The organism is Lederbergia sp. NSJ-179 (assembly GCF_022867885.1).
Lineage (GTDB): Bacteria > Bacillota > Bacilli > Bacillales > Bacillaceae_C > Lederbergia.
On the sequence record NZ_JALIFP010000006.1, the window covers coordinates 63,980 to 84,626 of the forward strand.

The 20,647-nt window shown below is 39.9% G+C and carries 16 protein-coding genes and 2 pseudogenes; 14 read left to right on the plus strand and 4 right to left on the minus strand.

The window, feature by feature from the left end:
* The 13 genes and pseudogenes from MUB24_RS06715 (at position 1) to MUB24_RS23615 (ending at position 17,461) form a co-directional block, all read left to right on the plus strand.
* Positions 1-2,265: a helix-turn-helix domain-containing protein gene (locus MUB24_RS06715; protein WP_244702523.1), complete on the plus strand. Its 2,265-nt coding sequence runs from the start codon at positions 1-3 to the stop codon at positions 2,263-2,265.
* Between the two features lie 477 nt (positions 2,266-2,742).
* The gene (locus tag MUB24_RS06720; RefSeq protein WP_244702524.1) at positions 2,743-3,705 is read left to right on the plus strand and encodes an ABC transporter permease; all 963 of its coding nucleotides are present in this window, start codon (positions 2,743-2,745) and stop codon (positions 3,703-3,705) included.
* A gap of 14 nt (positions 3,706-3,719) precedes the next feature.
* The gene (locus MUB24_RS06725; protein WP_244702525.1) at positions 3,720-4,628 is read left to right on the plus strand and encodes a carbohydrate ABC transporter permease; all 909 of its coding nucleotides are present in this window, start codon (positions 3,720-3,722) and stop codon (positions 4,626-4,628) included.
* 98 nt (positions 4,629-4,726) lie between these two features.
* Positions 4,727-6,337, plus strand: coding sequence for an extracellular solute-binding protein (locus tag MUB24_RS06730; protein ID WP_244702527.1), 1,611 nt, complete (start codon positions 4,727-4,729; stop codon positions 6,335-6,337).
* A 167-nt stretch (positions 6,338-6,504) separates the two neighbouring features.
* A complete protein-coding gene (locus MUB24_RS06735; protein WP_244702529.1) occupies positions 6,505-7,938 on the plus strand; it encodes an alpha-L-fucosidase in 1,434 nt (477 codons plus the stop codon).
* Entirely contained in the window at positions 7,931-11,050 is a 3,120-nt protein-coding gene (locus MUB24_RS06740; RefSeq protein WP_244702530.1) for an alpha-mannosidase, read from the plus strand. The genes MUB24_RS06735 and MUB24_RS06740 overlap by 8 nt, the downstream gene beginning before the upstream one ends.
* 522 nt (positions 11,051-11,572) lie before the next feature.
* Positions 11,573-13,864, plus strand: coding sequence for a glycoside hydrolase family 3 N-terminal domain-containing protein (locus MUB24_RS06745; protein ID WP_244702532.1), 2,292 nt, complete (start codon positions 11,573-11,575; stop codon positions 13,862-13,864).
* Positions 13,865-14,147: 283 nt separating this feature from the next.
* Positions 14,148-14,225 carry a hypothetical protein gene (locus MUB24_RS06750; RefSeq protein WP_244702704.1) on the plus strand — a complete coding sequence of 26 codons (78 nt, stop codon included), beginning with the start codon at positions 14,148-14,150 and terminating at the stop codon, positions 14,223-14,225.
* Positions 14,226-14,416: 191 nt separating this feature from the next.
* Positions 14,417-14,682, plus strand: a pseudogene (locus tag MUB24_RS23610) (transposase).
* 14 nt (positions 14,683-14,696) lie between these two features.
* Positions 14,697-14,936 (plus strand): hypothetical protein, encoded by a 240-nt coding sequence (locus tag MUB24_RS06755; RefSeq protein WP_244702533.1) that lies wholly within the window; start codon positions 14,697-14,699, stop codon positions 14,934-14,936.
* 766 nt (positions 14,937-15,702) lie between these two features.
* Complete coding sequence (locus tag MUB24_RS06760) at positions 15,703-17,040, plus strand: ABC transporter substrate-binding protein (protein ID WP_244702534.1); 1,338 nt, start codon at positions 15,703-15,705, stop codon at positions 17,038-17,040.
* A 47-nt stretch (positions 17,041-17,087) separates the two neighbouring features.
* Positions 17,088-17,321 (plus strand): hypothetical protein, encoded by a 234-nt coding sequence (locus tag MUB24_RS06765; RefSeq protein WP_396426702.1) that lies wholly within the window; start codon positions 17,088-17,090, stop codon positions 17,319-17,321.
* Positions 17,322-17,341: 20 nt separating this feature from the next.
* Positions 17,342-17,461, plus strand: a complete 120-nt coding sequence (locus tag MUB24_RS23615; RefSeq protein ID WP_396426703.1) for an alpha-L-fucosidase — start codon at positions 17,342-17,344, stop codon at positions 17,459-17,461.
* 43 nt (positions 17,462-17,504) lie between these two features.
* On the opposite strand, the pseudogene MUB24_RS06770 reads toward MUB24_RS23615, so the two are convergent.
* From MUB24_RS06770 to MUB24_RS23205, 3 genes and pseudogenes are all read right to left on the minus strand, one after another.
* Positions 17,505-18,477 (minus strand): annotated as a pseudogene (locus tag MUB24_RS06770) (aldo/keto reductase).
* A gap of 74 nt (positions 18,478-18,551) precedes the next feature.
* A complete protein-coding gene (locus MUB24_RS23200; protein WP_313898429.1) occupies positions 18,552-19,058 on the minus strand; it encodes an SDR family NAD(P)-dependent oxidoreductase in 507 nt (168 codons plus the stop codon).
* Between the two features lie 38 nt (positions 19,059-19,096).
* Entirely contained in the window at positions 19,097-19,303 is a 207-nt protein-coding gene (locus MUB24_RS23205) for an SDR family NAD(P)-dependent oxidoreductase (RefSeq protein WP_280516896.1), read from the minus strand.
* A 147-nt stretch (positions 19,304-19,450) separates the two neighbouring features.
* Between MUB24_RS23205 and MUB24_RS06780 the strand changes: the two genes are divergently transcribed.
* The gene (locus MUB24_RS06780) at positions 19,451-19,921 is read left to right on the plus strand and encodes a MarR family winged helix-turn-helix transcriptional regulator (RefSeq protein ID WP_244702535.1); all 471 of its coding nucleotides are present in this window, start codon (positions 19,451-19,453) and stop codon (positions 19,919-19,921) included.
* Between the two features lie 270 nt (positions 19,922-20,191).
* On the opposite strand, the gene MUB24_RS06785 is transcribed toward MUB24_RS06780, so the two are convergent.
* The gene (locus tag MUB24_RS06785) at positions 20,192-20,482 is read right to left on the minus strand and encodes a YolD-like family protein (RefSeq protein WP_244702536.1); all 291 of its coding nucleotides are present in this window, start codon (positions 20,480-20,482) and stop codon (positions 20,192-20,194) included.
* Positions 20,483-20,647: the final 165 nt, after the last annotated feature.

Sequence of the window (20,647 nt, forward strand, 5' to 3'; positions counted from 1 at the left end):
ATGATTGGGAGGAGAAAAGTCAAGTCGCGTTTAGTTTATAAATATATCATCTCATATTTACTGGTTTTTCTAATCCCTTTTATCTTTATGAGTATTTTCATTTATTATAATTCCGTTTCAGGGCTGCGTGAAGAGATTGAGCAATCGAACCTGAATAAATTAAAACAGGTTGAAAATATGACAAGTGAACGGATTAAGGAATTAGACAAAATTGCTTCGAGGATTGCGTATGATCCTAGATTAACTCCCTATATGATGGAGCACGGATATTATGGGGGAGAAGCGCGGGATGAATTGAAAAAATATAAAGACAATAGCTCCATCATTCAGGAACTATTTGTCTATTTTTATAATCAGGATCAATTGATTTATTCTTCTAATGGACTTTATTCTTTTACGACTCTTACACAAAAAATATATCAATTCGACAAATGGGAAAAAGAAAGCATGGTGAATCAATTACATTCAACCCAGCCACTCATCTTGCCAGTTGGGGATGTGACGCTAAAAAGTGGTGTAAGAGATCGAATGATTGCTTTTATCTTTCCAATCGCCCCCAATAATCCAAATCCATATGGATCTGTCATGTATCTTACTGAAGAATCGGTTTTAACCAATATGATTGAAAATATTCTTGTCGATTTTAAAGGGAACACCTATATACTGGATGAAAATAGCGAACCGATCGTCTCAGCAGTAAAGGATGCGGAAGTCTCACTGGATCAGCTTGATCCATCAATGATAAAAAAACAAGGGGTTCATACCATCCGAATCAATGGACAAAAATATTCCCTTACAACGGTGACCTCAGATGTGAGTGGTTGGACTTTTATGACCCTTATGGATGCGGATCAATTTTTCGAACGTGTCGTTCACCGAGAAACATTTGTTATGGTCCTTTTGCTCACCTTATTCCTAGTCGGCTTGACTATGGCCATTCTATTGGGACAAAAACAATATAAGCCGATCCAAGGCTTGCTTGAAATTGCGAAAATGAGTAGCTCAAAAACAACCAATTGGGAGGGGGAGAATGAACTTGACGCTCTCCGCCAAACGATTACAACGGTTTTTAAAGATCATAAAAGTTTGTCAGAAACAGTTGATTTGCAGAAGCCATATGCCAAAGAGCAATTATTAGCCAAAATGCTGAAAGAGAGTTTTCCGAATGAACAAGAAATTGATTCTATGTTACAAGCATTAAATATGGAAATGAATGAAGGTCCTCACTTTGTGGCGATTGTAGAATTTGAAAAGGAACAATATGAAGGGGAGCCAACGGAAGAGAGGGACCAGGTGCTTCACACTCTCTCCCATTTTACGTTACCAGATGCAACGGTGAACGGCGTTGATTTACTTTACCAAAATGCGCTTGCTTTTATTATCAGTCTAAAAGAGGCAGAGGGGCATAATCAACAAAGGCGTGTGCTGGCAGAAGCGTTACAGCAGCATGTTCAGAGGCACTCGCCTATGAATGTGTGGATCGTTACAGTGGGAACAAGTTATGGAAGAAAAAATCATATTAATCGTTCCTATATCGAGGCATTAGCAGCACTAGATCACAAATTTGCCGTTCCACAAGGCAGTCTTGTCTTTTTTGAAGATTTAGGGTCACCGAGGGAAAAATCCCTTGGATATCCGAAGGAAGACCAAATTAAATTGGCCCAAAGCTTGAAACAGGGGGATCAAGTCGTTGCCCTGGAAACTTTGCATGCCATGTTATCCAATTTGGTGGAAGCGGAAATATCTATCCAAGCGTTAAAATATATTTGTTTTGATATTATCAATACTGTGATCAAAACTGCAATGGAACTGCAACTCACAGAAAATATGGACGACTTTAAAGAGGTAGGAGAATTCCATTCTGTTGAGCAGTTAGGTCAACGACTTAGCCCGATTATCCTAGAAATTTGTCAAAGGGTAGGCGACAAGATGGAGAATCGCAGCCAGAATTTACGGAAGGACCTTCTGTCGTATATTCAGGAACATTTTAAAGATTATGACTTAAGTCTAGAAGGCTTAGCGGATCACTTCGAATTATCCGTTCCATATCTTAGTAAATTTATTAAAGAACAAACAGGCGAAACGTTTACCCAATATGTGTTATCCTTACGAATGGAAGAAGTAAAAAAACAACTAAGAGAAACCAATCAACCGATTAAGGAAATTGTTGCCCATGTCGGCTATAAGGATGTGGCCAATTTTACTCGCCGGTTTAAACAACTAGAAGGTGTCACACCAGGTCAATATCGAAAATTAAATCGATAATAAGAAAAGCGCAAGGCGCCCGTAATCGTCGACAAGCAAATGTTCTGAGACAAGAAAAGTCCGGTTTTGACTTTTATTGGCTCAGGTTATTTGACCTCGAGCCGATGGCGCCTGGAGCTAGATCCTAACACTAGCCAATTTTTATACTTTCCTTTGAACAAAAGCGCAAGCGCCTTGATCAGCCCCAACAAGCAAATGAACACCGTTCTGACTCACATCCTGTGGGCCTAAATAATCTCGTACCCATCAAAGGGTGCGAGATTATTTATTTGTTTATTTTAAGGGAAAGCAAAACCCACATACTAGATTAAATTATACATATTCACCCTTGGTGAGGCCCAGTCTTATCAAGATCAGGCTAATGATCATCCTTCCATGTCAAGCGCCTTCATTAAAATCGACATATTGCGTACAAGTTGTCGAAAAAAATAAAATGAAAATACATTGAAAACACTTTCAGTTGAAGGGGGCAATCGAATGAGTTCGAATACAACGACAGAGATTCAACAAAAAGTAAAACTGCAAAGTCGGCCTTTAACATCCAAAATTCGTAAGGCTTTACAAAATTGGCAATTATACGTGTTTGTATTACCGGCTTTTTTATACTTTTTGATTTTTCATTATGTGCCAATGTATGGGGTGCAAATTGCTTTTAAAAACTTCATTCCTACGCTAGGGATTTGGGGGAGTGAATGGGTAGGTTTTGAACATTTTACTAGATTCTTTGAATCCTATTATTTCTGGGATTTATTAAAAAACACATTAGGGATTAGTGTATATGAATTAATCGTTGGTTTTCCATTACCAATCATTTTAGCTCTAGCTTTAAATGAGGCAAAGGACGGATTATATAAGAGGTTCGTACAAACGGTCACATATGCCCCCCATTTTATCGCTGTTGTGGTCATTTCAGGGATGATTATTTCCTTCCTATCACCAACAACGGGGATTATCAATCATATTATTGGCTTGTTTGGAATAGGGCCGATTCCGTTTATGGAAGACCCAAAATGGTTTAAAACGATTTATGTCTTCTCAGGGGTTTGGCAAAGCACCGGCTGGGGAACGATTATTTACTTGGCAGCACTTGCGGGTGTTAGTCCACAGCATCATGAAGCCGCGATTGTCGACGGGGCGACTAGACTGCAACGAATCTGGCATATTAATATTCCAGCCATTTTGCCGACGATGGTCATCCTAATGATTTTAAATGTAGGAAACATATTGGCGTTGGGCTTTGAAAAAATATTGCTATTACAAAATCCGCTCAACAAAGAGGCTTCCAATGTAATTGCCACATTTGTCTATGAATCTGGCTTATTGAATGCACAATATAGTTTCTCTGCTGCTGTTGGTTTGTTTAACTCGGTGATTAACGCCATTTTGTTAATTGTTGTGAACAAAATTGCTCAAAAAACAAGTGAAACCAGTCTTTGGTAAGGAGGTAGAGTGATGTGGCATCAGTCATAAAAGATACAAAAGCCGATAAAATATTTAAAATTTGTAACTATGTTTTTTTAACTTTAGCGATGCTTGTTGTTCTTTACCCTTTGATTTATATCGTCAGTGCCTCGATGAGTGATCCGGCCGCTGTTAATTCAGGAGAAATGTGGCTTCTTCCGAAAGGGATAACATTCGAAGGCTATAAGTTAATTTTTGATAACCCTGATATTTGGAAAGGGTATCTGAATACGATTTTTTATACCGCTCTTGGTACATCGATTAATCTAGCGGTTACCATCCCTGCAGCTTATGCGCTTTCTCGTAAAGACTTTGCAGGGCGCGGTTTGTTAATGGGAATGTTTGTCTTAACGATGTTCTTTAGCGGCGGGCTAATTCCAACGTATCTAGTTGTCAAAAATTTAGGTTTGATCGATACGGTTTGGGCGATGGTCCTGCCAAATGCGGCCGCTGTATGGAATATCATTGTCGCACGTGTATTTTTCCAAACATCGATTCCAAAAGAATTGGAAGAAGCAGCCATTATTGATGGGTGCACAAATTTTAAAATGTTTGTCAAGATTATTCTTCCTTTATCGGCCCCGATTATTGCCGTTATGGCTTTGTTTTATGGGGTTGGGCATTGGAACGGATATTTTAACGCCTTAATCTATTTGTCAGACAAAAAATTATATCCATTGCAACTTGTCTTAAGGGAGATTTTAGTGTTACAGGAAATGTCTTCCCAAGCCACAACGAATATATCAAGTAGCTTGGCAGAAGCGATGAATAACAAGCAACAATTAGCGGCAGTGATTAAGTATGGGGTGATGATTGTATCGACATTACCTATTATCATTGTCTATCCATTCCTGCAACGTTATTTCGTCAAGGGCGTTATGATTGGGTCGTTAAAAGGGTAAGAAAATTTTGGAAGTACTTGAAAGGGGGGATGTACTTTCATAATGATTCGATTTGCAATAAACTTGATAAAGTTAAAGAAGATAAGGGGGATATAAGGATGAGAAAATCATTTAAGTTCATCTTGACTGGTGTATTATCAGCGACACTTTTATTAAGTGCCTGTTCATCATCAGGAAATGACGACAAAAAGGACACTTCATCGAAGGCGAAAAATGTTGAGGTTCATAAAGAGGGATTTCCAATTGTAGATGAAAAAATAACGTTGAGCATGATGGCACCAGGAACAGGTCTAGCCGAATGGAAAGACATGCCGACATTGCAAGAATATGCAAAAATGTCCAATATCGACTTTAAATACAATACACCACCGCTAAGCGATTTTCAAACAAAACTAAACTTAGCCTTTGCGAGCGGTGATATTGCCGATGTGATTTATGGCGCGGGCACGAGCAATTTAACTCCTGGAATGGAAGTGGATTATGGGGAACAAGGGATATTGATTCCACTTGAAGATCTAATTGATAAATATGCGCCAAATATTAAGAAATTATTGGAAGAAAGACCTGATGTCAAAAAGTCTATCACTACCATTGATGGACACATCTATTCTTTGCCTACGGTTAACGAACTCCATACTTCTTCCTGGTATATCGGACCTATTTGGTATAATGGCAAGTGGTTAAAAGCTTTGGATGTAAAAGAATTACCTAAAACAACAGACGAATTTTATGAATTGCTCAAGCGTTATAAAAATGAAGATCCGAATGGAAATGGAAAAGCGGATGAAATTCCTTTGACAGATGTGAAACTGAATTCAATGCGTCCATGGTTACTCGCTGCATTTGGAATGAAAGAGTGGGGTATTGACGAAATAGATGGAAAAGTGAGATATACACCGATCACGGAAAATTACAAAGAATATCTAACCTTTATGAATAAATTGTATAAAGAAAAATTGCTTGATCCCGAAACATTTTCGCAATCGGATGAACAAAAGAAAGCAAAAGGGCAAGATAATCGATTAGGGGTTTTCACCGATTTCTATTCCTTCTTTACAACGGGTGAAACGGAAGAGGAATCCATGAATAACCCAATGTACTATCCGTTGACAAGCTCGGTTTCTCCTGAACCGATTCTACCAAGGAATCCGGCCATTCAAAGAGGAACCTTCTCAATTACGAAAAATAATGCATACCCTGAAGCAACGATGCGCTGGATTGATTATTTTTACTCGCAGGAAGGCTATGAATTTTTGAATGAAGGACCTGAAGGATATCTTTGGGAAAAAGGGGAAGACGGCAAGAAGAAGTACTTAGAAGAGCCGCCAAAAGAATTTAAATCCATGGAGGACTATCGGGGTACACTTACACCTGCTTATGGTATTTCAGCACCTGCCCTTGAACGACCAATTGAAGGAAAAGAAGAATCTGCTTTTGATAAGTTCATTGCAACGGAAACAAAAGAAAAAATAGAACCATTTGCGGAAGTTCCATTTCCACTTGTTTATTTAACAAATGACGAACAGAAACAAGTGAATAATATTGAAGTGGATTTAAAATCCTATGTCGAGCAAATGGAAGCAAAATTTATCACAGGGGTTGAGCCGTTATCAAACTGGGATAAATACGTAAAAACAATCGAAAATATGCAAATTGATGAATATGTAAAAATTCATCAAGCTGCCTATGATCGCTGGAAAAAGAATTAAACATTTTTGGGAGTTATAGGAAGAAATATGTTACAGCTTTAAGAGAGATCGACTTTCGATTTTCATTACACATGTAAACTTAATGAAGAAAGAGAATCAGTGGGGAGTGAAATACACCCCACTGATTGCTGTTTTATTTTATAATGCTCTTAGGGGAGGGAATGGCAATGTCAAACATAGATAAGGAACGGGACAAAATGGAACAAACAGAAGAGATTGAAAACGGTGTACACCACTATAGTAGTGAAAAAGGTTGGATACGACCAAAGGATCCCGAGCTTTTAAAACAAATCGAATGGTTCAAGGATCAAAAGCTTGGATTTATGATGCACTGGGGTCCTTATTCACAGTTAGGATTAGTAGAATCGTGGGCACTAAGTGATGATGATGCCGACTGGTCAAGGGAAGATGTAGACTGGGAGTCCGATCCTGAAGTTTTTAAGCGTCAATATGTGGACTTGAATAAAAGCTTCAATCCTGTTCGCTTCCAGCCAGAGGAATGGGCTGAGCTAGCGCAAGAGGGAGGATTTAAATATTTCCTGTTTACGACAAAGCACCATGATGGTTTTTGTATGTGGGACACAAAGACAACGAATTATAAAATAACAGATCCAAGCTGTCCTTTTCATACACATAAATATGCCGATATTGTGAAACATGCGTTTGATGCATTCCGCAATAAGGGATTGCCGATTGCCGCCTATTTCTCTAAAGCGGATTGGCATACACCGACATACTGGGCACCAGATATGGAACGGGGAACAGAGATGTGGAGAGGGCCTTCCTATGATCCGGAAAAGCATCCGGAATTATGGGAGAAATTCGTGCAGTTCACACATGAGCAAATGATGGAATTATTAACAGACTATGGACGAATCGAGGTACTTTGGTTAGATGCTGGTTGGGTATCCGCAAAGAATAAGCAAGACATTCGTCTGGGGGAATTGGTGGAACGAGCTCGTGAAAAACAGCCCTGGTTACTGTCGGCTGACCGTCTGATCGGTGGTCCTTATGAGAATATTATTACTCCCGAACAAGCGGTTCCAGAGAAGCCAATGGATGTGCCATGGGAAAGTTGCATTACAATGGGATCAGCCTTTTCATTTAGATATGAGGATGATTATAAATCAACGAGAGAATTGATTCATTTATTAATAGAAGTAATTTCCAAAGGCGGCAATCTTGCATTAAATGTTGCCGCACAACCGGACGGACGTTTACCACGAGGAGCCGTCAAGAGAATGAAAGAGATGGGAGCCTGGTTAGAAATACACGGTGAGGCAGTGTATGGAACGAGAATGTGTGCTCCATACTTCCAAGGGAACATTGCTTTTACGAAAAAAGGCCACACGGTTTACTGCTTTTATATGTATGAAAATGAGGATACACCTGTACAGCAGGAAATTTTTATTCCTTATACCGAAAAGGTTCACAGTGTGGAAATGGTGGAAGGATCTAGACAAGTAAACTTTAGACAAACAGAAAAAGGTTTAGCCATCACCTTGCCTGATTCAGAAAAAAGCCAAACTGCTCCAATCGCACATGTATTTCGTTTTCATTCGTTATTCGATATTGAAAAAGGAGCCGATATAAGTGTATGAAATTCATCGATTGATCCATTATTTAAAAGATCATCTTGTTCTAGATTCCATTGCTATCGAGAATTGGAAAGCAAAACGTGCAGAATATACAGAACCCGTCAAGTATACGTATAAAAAAGACGCTGAGCCAGAGACCATCAATGTGGGAGACCATTTAATCGTTTCTGGTGAGACGATGTTTCTGGAAAATGAGATTGACGTTCCGCCGGAATGGACCGAGCAATCAATAGGATTGGAATTTCTCGTTGGTCAGCCTCATGTAAAAACGAATCACGAGGCCTTATTGTCCATTGATGGGAAACCTTATCATGGGATTGATCGAAATCGAAGCTTTGTGCCATTTCCTGAAGATAATAAGCTTACGTATCATGTTCAAATTGAACTATTTAATCCTGTTGCTCAAGTGGTCGATCGCCTAAATTTCCAAAACGAACCTGCTGAACATAGTCCTGCTCCATTATCGCTCTTACAAAGTGAGCTCGTTTGTATGAATGTCGCGGTGGAGAATCTCCTGTTTACGGTGAAGGCTTATTTTGAAGCAGCCCAACTATTACCAGACGGGGATCTAAGGAAGTCCACGATTATAAAGACCTTAACCTCGGCGGCGAATCAAATTCAAAATGAAACGCCTGATCAATTAAAAGATCAGGAATGGGTACGCACTGTGGAATCAGGCTTGCTTAAGGAATTGGAGATGTTAGAAGACCCATCTACTGGAAAAATACATATGGTCGGTCAATCGCATATTGATCTCGCTTGGCTATGGCCTGTAAAAGAAGCGGTTCGTAAATGTAGTCGAACTTTTTCCACCATGAGTACCCTCCTTGACCAGTTTCCGGAATTTGGGTATGTCCAAAGTCAACCACAAGCTTTTGCGTTTATGAAGGAACATTATCCTGATATTTACGAGCGGGTAAAACAACATATTGCAAATGGAAGATGGGAGCTTGTAGGAGGCATGTGGGTCGAACCGGATTTGAATATCCCTTCTGGAGAATCCCTTGTTCGGCAATTACTGTATGGAATGAATTTTTATCAGGAGGAATTTGGCGTTAAGCCGCGCATCGAATGGCTTCCAGATACATTCGGCTATTGTGCTTCATTGCCGCAATTGCTTCAAAAAGCGGGTTTGGAGTATTTCATGACAACCAAAATGAATTGGAATGATACGAATCAATTCCCTTATGATCTTTTCCATTGGGTTGGAATCGATGGAACGAGTATGATCGCCTATTTAAATCATGGTGTGAATGAATATACCCATCCGAAAGAAATCAAGGAACATTGGGATAGTTATAAGCAAAAAGCAGAACATCCAGAACAAATGCTGCTTTATGGGCATGGTGATGGCGGTGGTGGTGTTACAAGAGAAATGATTAAGTATGTGGAGCGCTCTAAGAATCTGCCAGGTTTGCCTACCAGCACATTTAGTACAGCACATCAGTTTTTTGATGGGATCAAAGAAGCCAATCCAGCGCTTCCAGCTTGGAATGGGGATATGTATCTTGAACTTCATCGAGGGACGTATACGACTCAGGCTCATAATAAACGTTGGAATCGTAAAGCGGAGGTTCTATACCGAGAAGCTGAAATTTGGGGTAGTTTCGCCACTTATTTCGACCAAAGCCATTGTCTGCATACCCTACATGATGGCTGGAAGTTATTATTACTCAATCAGTTCCATGATATTATTCCCGGGACTTCGATTCCAGAAGTATACGTGAAATCAGAATCTGATTATAAGAAAATTTTTCAAATTGGCCATGATGTGAAAGAAAATGCCCTGCAAGTTTTAGAAAAACAAATAGATACAAAAGGTGATGGAACTCCTATTGTTGTCTTTAATAGTTTATCTTGGACAAGATCGGAAACAGTGACCATAAAAGGCGGGCATGAACTAGAGACGATGGGTGTCTACGATGAGCAAGGGAATTTGTTAGAGAGCGACATTCGCTATCTGGATGAAAATCAGGTGGAAATGTCTGTTCATGTCCCTGCTATTCCTGAGATGGGTTACTGTACTATTTGGTTAAAAGAAAAGAACATCCAAGATCAAACGGAAACCCCTACATTTGATGGTCATTGGGAGACAGAATATTATCAAGTGGAATGGAATGAGAACGGGGAAATTTCCCGTTTATATGATAAACAAGCAAACAGAGAAGTACTGAAACTAGGTGAAACCGCGAATCAACTGCAATTTTTCCATGACCGCCCACCTTTATGGGATGCATGGGACATCGATCCACGGTTCGAGAGTCAAGTGGCAGATCAAGTGAAATTACAATCCATTGAAGTGATCCAAAAAGGAAAAACGAAAGATATTTTACGATTTAAATGGTCTGTCTCTAATTCCTTCATCGAACAAGATATGATATTCCACCATCATTCCAGAAGGATTGATTTTGCAACAAAGGTGGAGTGGAAGGAAGAGCATAAGTTATTAAAGGTCGCTTTTCCTGTCGATGTATTAGCGGATAAAGCTACTTTTGAAATTCCATTTGGAACAGTTGAGAGAGCTACCCATAACAATACAAGTTGGGAAACAGCACAGTATGAGGTGTGTGGGCATCGTTTTGCCGATTTATCTGAGGGTGATTATGGTGTTAGCTTGTTAAATGATTGTAAGTATGGGTATGACGTGAAGGGCCATGTATTAAGATTATCCCTATTGCGTTCACCCAAATGGCCTGACCCTCAAGCGGATATAGGATCCCATACATTCACCTACTCCTTATATCCACATCGGGGAAATTGGCGCGAAGCAAATATAACGAGAAAAGGGTATGAATTAAATCATCCGGTTACGGTAGTAGTAGCGGAGGCTCATGCTGGAAGCTTGCCGAATCATCATAGCTTTATGAAAACTGAAGCTGAACATGTCGTATTAGACACAGTCAAACCTGCGGAGGATGAGAATGGTTTCATTGTTAGACTTTATGAAGCAACTGGAGGAAGAGAGCAGACCACTTTGCATTTACAGCTCCCGATTGACTCAGCGGAGGAGACGAATTTATTAGAAGAGCCTGTTGCCAATTTAACCATTGTGAACGGTCAATTGCGAACAGAATATAAACCATATGAAGTGAAAACCATGCGTCTTAAAGCGTAAATAAAGCTTAAAAATACCAATTCGACTGCGGGGCCTGCAGGATGTTGATCGGAACGGCGTGGCGATTGTCGTCGCCTTGAGCCGTTCGTCCTATCAAGGCTTTGTGCCGAAAATGGGGCGGACAAGCATGCTCTAGGACGACCGGAAAACTGGGAATCCCCGAAATATGGTAGTCAAGCACGCTCTATGATGACCGAAAAACTGGGAAAGCCCGGAATTTGGTCGTCAAGGACGCTTTATGACGACCGAAAAACTGGGAAAGTCCAAAATTTGGTAGTCAAGCACGACCGAAAAACTAGGAATACAACCAGGCCCTCGAGGTCAAATAACCTTGGACTTATAAGGGGAAAAACACCCTTTATAGGCTCAGGAACATTTTTCTTGTCGGGGGCCTACAGGATGTTGGTCAAAACGGCGTTGCACCAGAACGGAGCGAACTTAGCCGTTCATCCATTAAACAGGCGCCTTGGGCTTCTCTTATGAATTGGTATTTAAAATAATATGGAATGGATGTGGGATGGGATGAGGTATAAAGATCGTTCACTCCCAATTGAGGAACGAGTGGAAGATTTATTGTCGAGAATGACAGTAAAAGAAAAGGTTGGCCAGCTTAATCAAAAAATGTACGGATGGGAAGCTTATCGAAAAACAGAGAACGGCATCGAATTAACGGAAACGTTTAAAGAGCAAGTTGCATTTGGAGATGGGATGGGAGCTCTTTATGGGCTATTTCGTTCAGATCCTTGGTCTGCCGTTACGTATGAAAATGGCATCCCTACGCATGAAAATGCGAAAATGGCCAATAAAATTCAGCAATATATCATAGAAAATACTCGCTTAGGGATTCCAGTTCTATTATCGGAAGAATGCCCTCACGGACACCAAGCTTTAGATGGGACCTTGATCCCCACAAACATTGGAGCAGGTAGTACTTGGAATCCCGAACTAATGGAAGATGTTTACCGTCATGTAGCTGCAGAGGTTCGCTCCAGAGGCGCTCATTTAGGGTTAATCTCCACCTTAGATATTTTACGTGAGCCAAGATGGGGGAGATCAGAGGAATGCTATAGTGAAGATCCCTATCTAGCCGCAAAGATGACAACCGCCGCTGTGAAGGGACTACAAGGGGAGGCAACCGAGTTAGCCCGAGGGGATAAAATCATTGCTGTATTAAAACATTTCTGTGGTCAAGGGGAAGGCCAAGGTGGGCATAATGCTGGACCAGCCAATATTGGCGAAAGAGAATTACGAGAAATCCACTTACCCGGAATGAAAGCAGGTGTAAAAGCTGGCGCCCTTGGATGCATGGCCGCTTATAATGAAATTGATGGTATTCCCTGTCATGCGAACGCAAAATTACTTACAGAGATTCTTCGGGAGGAATGGGGCTATGAAGGGATTGTCATGGCGGACGGAGTTGCGATTGACCGCTTAACAGCACTTGCAGGCGATTATGAAGCTGCAGCGGCTATGGCTCTTACAGCAGGTGTTGATTTAAGCTTATGGGATACTTCCTTCACAACCTTAGAAAAGGCCGTTGAACAGGGAAAAGTAACAGAAGCGCTCATCGACCGGGCTGTACGGAGAATCCTGCGCTTAAAATTCTCTTTAGGCTTATTTGAGCAGCCTTATACAGATGAAACACAGTCCACTCGAGTGGTAGGAAATGAATCTTTTCGAAAAACAAATCTCCAAGTCGCAAGGGAATCGGCTGTTTTGTTAAAGAATCAAGATCATCTCTTACCATTAAGCAAGAAAACGAAAAAAATTGCGGTGATTGGTCCAAATGCGGATCAAATTTATAATCAGTTAGGGGATTATACCGCCATTCAACATGATGGGAAAGGTTCAACGGTCCTTCAAGGGATAAAAGAAATAGCTGAAGGGGAAGTCACCTATGCCAAAGGCTGTTCTGTTCGCGGAGAATCAACAGAAGGTTTTCCAGAAGCTGTTGCGGCTGCTGAAAAATCGGATGTTGTTGTCCTTGTATTAGGCGGGAGCAGTATGCGGAACTTTGATCTTGAATTTGATTCTAATGGAGCGGCGATTGTCTCCGGCAACCCGACGGACATGGATTGTGGAGAAGGCGTTGATCTGTCTGATTTAAAATTAGGTGGCGTCCAAGAGTTATTGGTCAAGGAAATCGCGGCAACTGGGAAGCCGATTGTTACGGTATTAATACAAGGACGACCCCATGCGATTACAGGGATTGTGGATGATTGTGATGCGATTCTTTGTGGATGGTACCCTGGTCAAGAAGGTGGACAAGCCCTAGCTGAAATCATCTTTGGGAAAGTGAATCCAAGTGGAAAACTAGCCGTTTCTTTACCACGTTCGTCCATGCAATTGCCGGTGTATTATAATCAGAAAGATCAAGGCAGAGAGCTTCAGTATGTCGATTCACCTGCATCTCCATTGTTTTCATTCGGCTATGGCCTAAGTTATACGCAATTTGAATTCAGTAATCTTCAAATCGGGCCATCAGATATGACAATAAAACAACTAAACGAAGGTGCCTCCGTTGAAGTCCATGTCGATGTCAAAAATACAGGGGAAATAGCTGGTGCGGAAGTTCTACAATTATATATCAAAGATATGGAAGCAAGTATCACAAGAAGGGTGAAAGAACTAAAAGCTTTTCAAAAGATCTGGTTAGAGCCAAACGAACAAAAAACTGTGACCCTTCTATTGAGTAAAGAAGAATTAGCGATTTGGAATCATGAAATGGAATTTGTCGTAGAACCTGGGAATATAAAAATAATGGTAGGAAATGATTCAGAAAATACGTTAGAGGCTCTTTTGACTTTGCAATGATTCATTCGACCAAAAATACGAAATGGTGGTATTACAGCACCCACCCTTAGTGGTCCAATCGAAGGAAAAAAGCAGTCTGATTTCAACACATTGCAGCAGAAACAGAAGAAAAAATAAAGCCCTTTACGGAAGTACTGTTTCCTTATGAAATTCCAAGTTTCGTTAAAAGTGATGATTGAAGTATGATATGAAAGGTGGATATCTCTTTGGCTAAACCAAACTTTATATTTTTTATTGTGATGATCTGGGGTATGGAGATTTAGGCTGCTATGGATCAGAGCATGTGAAGACACCAAATATTGATCAGCTTGCTGCGGAAGGAATTCGATTTACGAATTGGTATTCCAACTCTCCTGTCTGATCGCCGTCAAGAGCATCGCTGTTAACGGGGAAGTATCCTGGCCGTACAGAAGTGGATCAAATTTCGAGTGGAAAAAGAGGAGCGGCTGGATTATCCACAGCCCACGAAACGCTCCCTTCCCAAATAGTCTCTACCCAGTATTGACAGCTGTATGAGATTTTAAACTAAACATTAAATAGCGAGGAAGCAAAATGAAGGATGCCAAAAAGGCCGCGAAATACTTAGGTAGGTATTTGGCTAGACCAGCTATTTCAGAGTATAGAATATTAAAATAGACGGGGAAACTGTTCATTTTTGGTATGAAGATCATCAAACTGGAAAAAGGGTTACCGAAGCTCTTCCTGTATATAGATTTCTTTTTAAATTAATACAACATATTCAGCCTAAGCATTTTCGAATGGTTGGTCGTTCGGTTTGTACAGTAGAAGACCCTATAAAAAGGCTAATCAGGTATTGAGCCTTTACGCTTTTATGAGAACGAAACAAATTTCATTATTACTTGAAAGTAAAAAGAAGAAGAAGACTTATAGACAGCGCATGATAGAAGCATTTGATAAAGATCCATTTATTTGTCCTCACTGCCATCGTGAGATGGACTTGGTTGAAATATGGCATGCGGATTATGGCTTTCTGTATCATTACATGGAAGATATAGAGTCTGTTATGAGAATAAGGAGGATTAATCTTGACCAAAAACAAAAAACAGGATGAAATTGAGCCGAGCATTTTTGGAATCACTAGATGAGGACGATCCATTTGGTTTGAATGAAGAAATGACAATACTGACTTTTTGGATTGTGGTGAGGAAGACGCGGTACCTGAATATGTAGTAGAAGAATTTCATTTTGATTTAAAAGAAAATGAGGAAGTGGAGGTAGTCTGCCCTTTTTGCGATGGCATCATGCGGCAAGCGAGGAATATCCCGAGTGAATAATCTTCACTCGGGACGTGGTTTAGTCGCGTTAGCGCTTTTGTTCATTTCTAGATGCGTGTTGTTTCAAAGGAGAGAGATGTATATTAAGAACTGGATATACTCCATAATGAGGAACTAAACATATTATACAAGAGAGAAATAGAGTAGCAACAATGTAGTTTTTTTATAAATTGACAAATAATTTCTTTAGTGGTAATATTTTGTTACCGATAACCCTGTTTTCACAAGATTGAAACTTTCAAAAGGAGGTGAAATGTGTAGTGATAAGGTTCTCGTGCAATGTTTTATTTTCCCCCTAAGGGAGCTCATAATTCCCATATATCCATAACTTGTGGTAAAAGATGAATATGATTGGTGGTAAATATGTTGCGAAAGGAGATTCATAGTATATTGAGGGGGAATAAAAATATATACAAGAATATCAGTTATTAAATTTCTAGATATTTTTGATTGCGTTTACAAGTTATCGGTGATGGAATGATGGGTAGTGGTCTTCAATAGTCAACAGTTAAAAGTATTACAATAAATAGATGGGGGAAATTTATGAAAAACAAAGGGTTGTTTCTTATAAATGGAATGAAGAAAATGAGGGCTACACATGTGTTACTTTCTCTATTGATGTTCGTTTCTATCGTTATGGGTGGATGTGCTAACAATAGTGAACCTAGTAGTAATAATAATAGCGACAATGTGGAAGCGGAAAAAAATGTTGTAACTGTGAAAATTTTAACACCTTGGGATGAAAATTTATTTAAAGAACGCTTTGGAAATATTGATGAGAAGCTTACGGATATTAAACTTGAATTAATTAGTTCACCGACAGATTCAGAATCGTTGCAAGAAATTAATGCAAAGGGGATTATACCGGACATTATTTTAGCTTCATCAGGATTTGATGTTGTTGAAGACTTGGACATGGTACAGCCGCTTGATGAGATGGTGGAAGAACATAATGTGGATCTAAGCAAAATCGATCCATCTGTATTGTCTCTATACAAGCTATGGGGAAACGGAAAATTAGTTGCCATTCCTTCAACCGTTGACAACTTTGTTATGTTTTATAATAAACAAATTTTCGATCTTTTCGGTGTACCATACCCAGATCCGGAGCAACCGATGACATGGCAGCAGGTAGTAGACTTATCCCGCCAGTTGACTGGGTCGCGAAATGGTGTTGACTATGTTGGTTTTGAATTGATGTACGGAAATACGGTGCCATTGAAAGAATTTGCCTTGAACTATACAAATCCTGAGACAGGTGAGGTACTTATTACGGAACAACCAGAAGTGACACAGTATTTCGAGTTAATAAAAGAATTTTATGATATCCCGGGATTGTATGATCCGAAGGCGGCAGCAGAGGAAGTAAATGCGTTTGGTGAAGGTAGGGCAGCTATGACGGTATCTTGGCCAGGTTTTATGAATTGGGGTATAGGGGAGGATTTTGTTCTGGACATCGATTTCGCACCTGTTCCAGTTTGGGAAAATAACCCCAATAAGCCTCCTAGTTATTCACATCCATTTGTGCTTAATAAGCATAGTGAAAATAAGGAAGCCGCATTTAAAGTCCTAGCAGAAGAGTTGTCTGTAGAGTCTCAAACAAAGCTCTCTAAATCCGGTGAGTTTCCAAGTGTGCTTTATGATGAAACACTTGAGGCGTTTGGGGGAGATAATGAGAGATTTACGGGTAAGAATATACCTGCCATTTATTCAGGTGAGCCAGCAATTTATATGGAATTAAGTAAATGGGATCAGTATGTGGACTTCGCAGATGCATTACTAAAATTTGCGGAATCTGGCAAAGATATCCCAACTTTCCTAAGGGAATTAGCGGAAGAATCTGAAGCAAAAATTAAAGAAGCAATGGTGAATGATCAATAAAAATAAAGTCACAGGCAAAAAAGGGGAGGGGGGTATTCCCTCTCATCTTGGAAAAAGAACAGAGGACTACTCCTCATATCTTAGCAGATGCAACAATGGAAGAGATCATTTATAATGCAGCTCATGTACAACCGACAGAAAGACAAGTGAGGCATCAAGAACTTGAGTTTTATAGCTTAATTCATTTTGGATTAATACCTTTACCGATCAGGAATGGGGGAGCGGAAAAGAGGATCCAGCCATTTTTCATCCTAAGGAACTGGATGCCGAACGATGGGTAAAGGCCTGTCAAAGCGCTGGAATGAGAGAACTAATTTTCACATGTAAACATCATGATGGGTTCTGTCTATGGCCAAGCAGGACTTCAGCCTGGGATATGACTTTAGTCATCGACATTTATGTCAAAATCCACCTGCTTTGAGCAGGTGGTCGTTTAAGTGTTCGCCCTAAGCGATGTTGTGTATTTATACCAACGAATGCGGTACATAAAAGTTCTTCTAAAATCTTAATCTCTTCAGATGTCAAATTGACTGATAACGCCGACACTGCATCTTCGAGATGGCTAATCTTGGTCGCCCCAATAATCGGTGCTGTGACTTCTTCTTTTTGTAACAACCATGCAAGTGCGACCTGTGCGCGTGGAATACCTCGATGCGCAGCTACCTCTGCCACTCTTTCCGCCACTTTGCGATCGGCTTCTTCTGTCTTGGTAAACAAGGCCTTTGCTACTTGGTCATTCTCTGACCGAGAGGTCTGCTCATTCCAATCTCGGGTTAATCGACCTGCAGCAAATGGTAAATACGGTGTTACACCAACTCCATCATCTTTACAAAAAGGTAGCATTTCTCTTTCTTCCTCTCTATAAAGCAAGTTAAGTCTATTTTCCATTGAAATGAAACGAGTCCAACCGTTACGTTCTGCCACATGTTGAGCTTTTGCGAACTGCCAAGCTGACATAGAGGATGCTCCGATATACCTTACTTTGCCTGACTTAACTAGATCATGTAATGCCTCCATTGTTTCTTCAATCGGTGTGTTAGGATCCCATCGATGGATTTGATATAAATCGATGTAGTCTGTCCCCAAGCGTAATAGACTATTATCAACTTCTGTCATGATCGCTTTGCGGGAAAGCCCCATTGCATTTGGGCCCTTACGCATTGGAACGAATACTTTTGTAGCAATGACAACTTCGTCACGGCGAGCGAAGTCTTTTAACGCTCGTCCAAGAATTTCTTCACTAGTGCCGTCAGAGTACATATTAGCGGTGCTAAAAAAGTTTATACCTAAGTCAAGTGCTTTTTTTATGATTGGTCTGCTCTTTTCTTCATTCAGTGACCAGGGCGTATTTCCCCGTTCAGGTATTCCGAAGCTCATGCTTCCAAGACATAATTCTGAAACATCCAAACCAGACTTTCCGAGTTTTTTATATTCCATGGTATAACTCACTCCTTGTGTAAAATGTAAAAAATTTAAAGTTATTTCTTTTTATCAGCGAGAGGCTACCATCATCACCACGGAAGTTGACGTCTCTCATTCGAAAACGTGCCTGTAGGACCGCTCTCGTCAAGAAGAGCAAGGCTTACCGGATGCCGAGCAGCTTGTTGAACGGTTCCTGTCCCTTCAAAAATATTAAGGTCAGTTGCTGTAAAGCCTGGGCATACCGCATTGACCTTAATACCTGTTGATTCAAGTTCAATAGCAAATGCAAGCGTGATGGCGTTAAGGGCAGTCTTTGAAGGGCTATAAACTGCACCGAACATTTCACGATGCGTATTGTTCGGGTCAGCGTTGAGTGTCAGCGATCCTGCTCCACTAGATATGTTAACTATGCGTGCAGCAGGTGCTTTACGGAGAAGCGGTAGCATCGTTTGTGTGACAGCAATTACACCAAATACGTTTGTCTCAAACACCTTGCGTACTTCTTCAATAGATGCAACACTTGGTCTGCCTGACTTACCTACTTCTTCAAGCTTCCTTCCAGGTTCACCCGCATGCGATATACCTGCATTGTTGATAAGTACGTCGAGACGACCTCACTCGTTACGGATACATTCTACTGCTGTGTTGATAGAATGCTGATCGGTAACATCAAGCTGGATGGCCCGTGCATCTGCCCGACGCTAATTGCTGCTTTTTTCCCTTTTTCAAAATTTCGTGATCCAATAAGGACAGTGAATCCGTGTGCAGCAAGATCCTTAGAGATTTGAAAACCAATCCCTTTATTGGCTCCAGTAACCAAGGCAACTGGTTTATTATGCATTGTAAAACTCTCCTTTCCGCATGCAACTTTTGTCGTTACGGATAAAATCTTTTTATTATGCCATGGCATTTCATTTAGGTTGACACGTCAACCTAAACAAACTTTAACGCCTTGTGGTTGATGTGTCAACCATGATATACTCCAATTATGAATAAAAAGATTATAAGTGAAGAAGAAATGCAAATATGGCATATGTGGAAAAGCTCTTATAAGAGTATTTTTGGTCGCGTAGTAAAAGACATGTTCGAGAAGACTGGGCTATCGGAGGGTGACTTTGGTATATTAGACCGATTGGATCTTTATGGAAAAGGCAAGCTACGCCAACAAGAATTAGCGGACTCGATGGATTGGACCAAGAGCCGGTTATCCCATCATTTAACGCGGATGGAAAAACGGGGACTTGTTTTAAGGAAACCAATAGAAACTGAACGAGGGGTTCAGGTAATCACTACTTCGGCGGGAAAATCAGCATTGGAAGATGCCCGCCCTATCGTTTCCAATGCAATACGCAAGTATTTTTTAGATTTATTAACCGAACAAGATATTGAGTCGATTACTAATCTGGCAGAAAGAACAAAGGCCAAATCTTCATCGGTTTGTAATACCCCGCCATCTTAATTGCGTTTCTTGATGTTATTGAGATGATAGGTAATAAAAATGCTGGTTTTCCTAATTTAGAAGATCAGCTTTTTCTACTTTGTGAAGAAATGTACTTAAGCTAACCTGCCCGATAGTTTAAGTGCATTTCTTCACAAACTAACTTTCACTAATACGTTTCATCAAACTTTATTTTATAAAACAAAAAATAAAGCCGATATTCCAGAATATGAAGAATATCGACCATCCTTATGTTAAATTATCTTTGCGTACAAATTAGTGTTAAAAGTTTTACTCAATACTTACGTTAATGATGTCTATTAATTCTAGAGTTAATAGGGCATCCTCATTATTATAAATAAAAAGTATCTTTTGTAGTAAATCAATTTTTTTAATGAATCCTTCAGTTTCATAAATAGTATTATGCGAATAATATTGAATTTGCACTAACAAATTATTCTTTACAGCGTACTGGATTGTTAAGTTCATTTCTTCTAATTGATGTTCGTCAATTATTGGTTTTTTCATTTCTTTATCTTTATCGATTGCTGCTTTTAACAATTTTACATGTTCAGGCAACATAAACGAAGTATCATTTTTTATTACCACGGTCTTTTAACATTTATTTCCACCTCGTTTTCTAGGAGCAAACGTTCTATATTATATTTTACATAACATTAAATTATTATCAATTATTAGGTTTTAAATCTTACTTTAAATATATATAAACAAAGAAAAACATCTAAT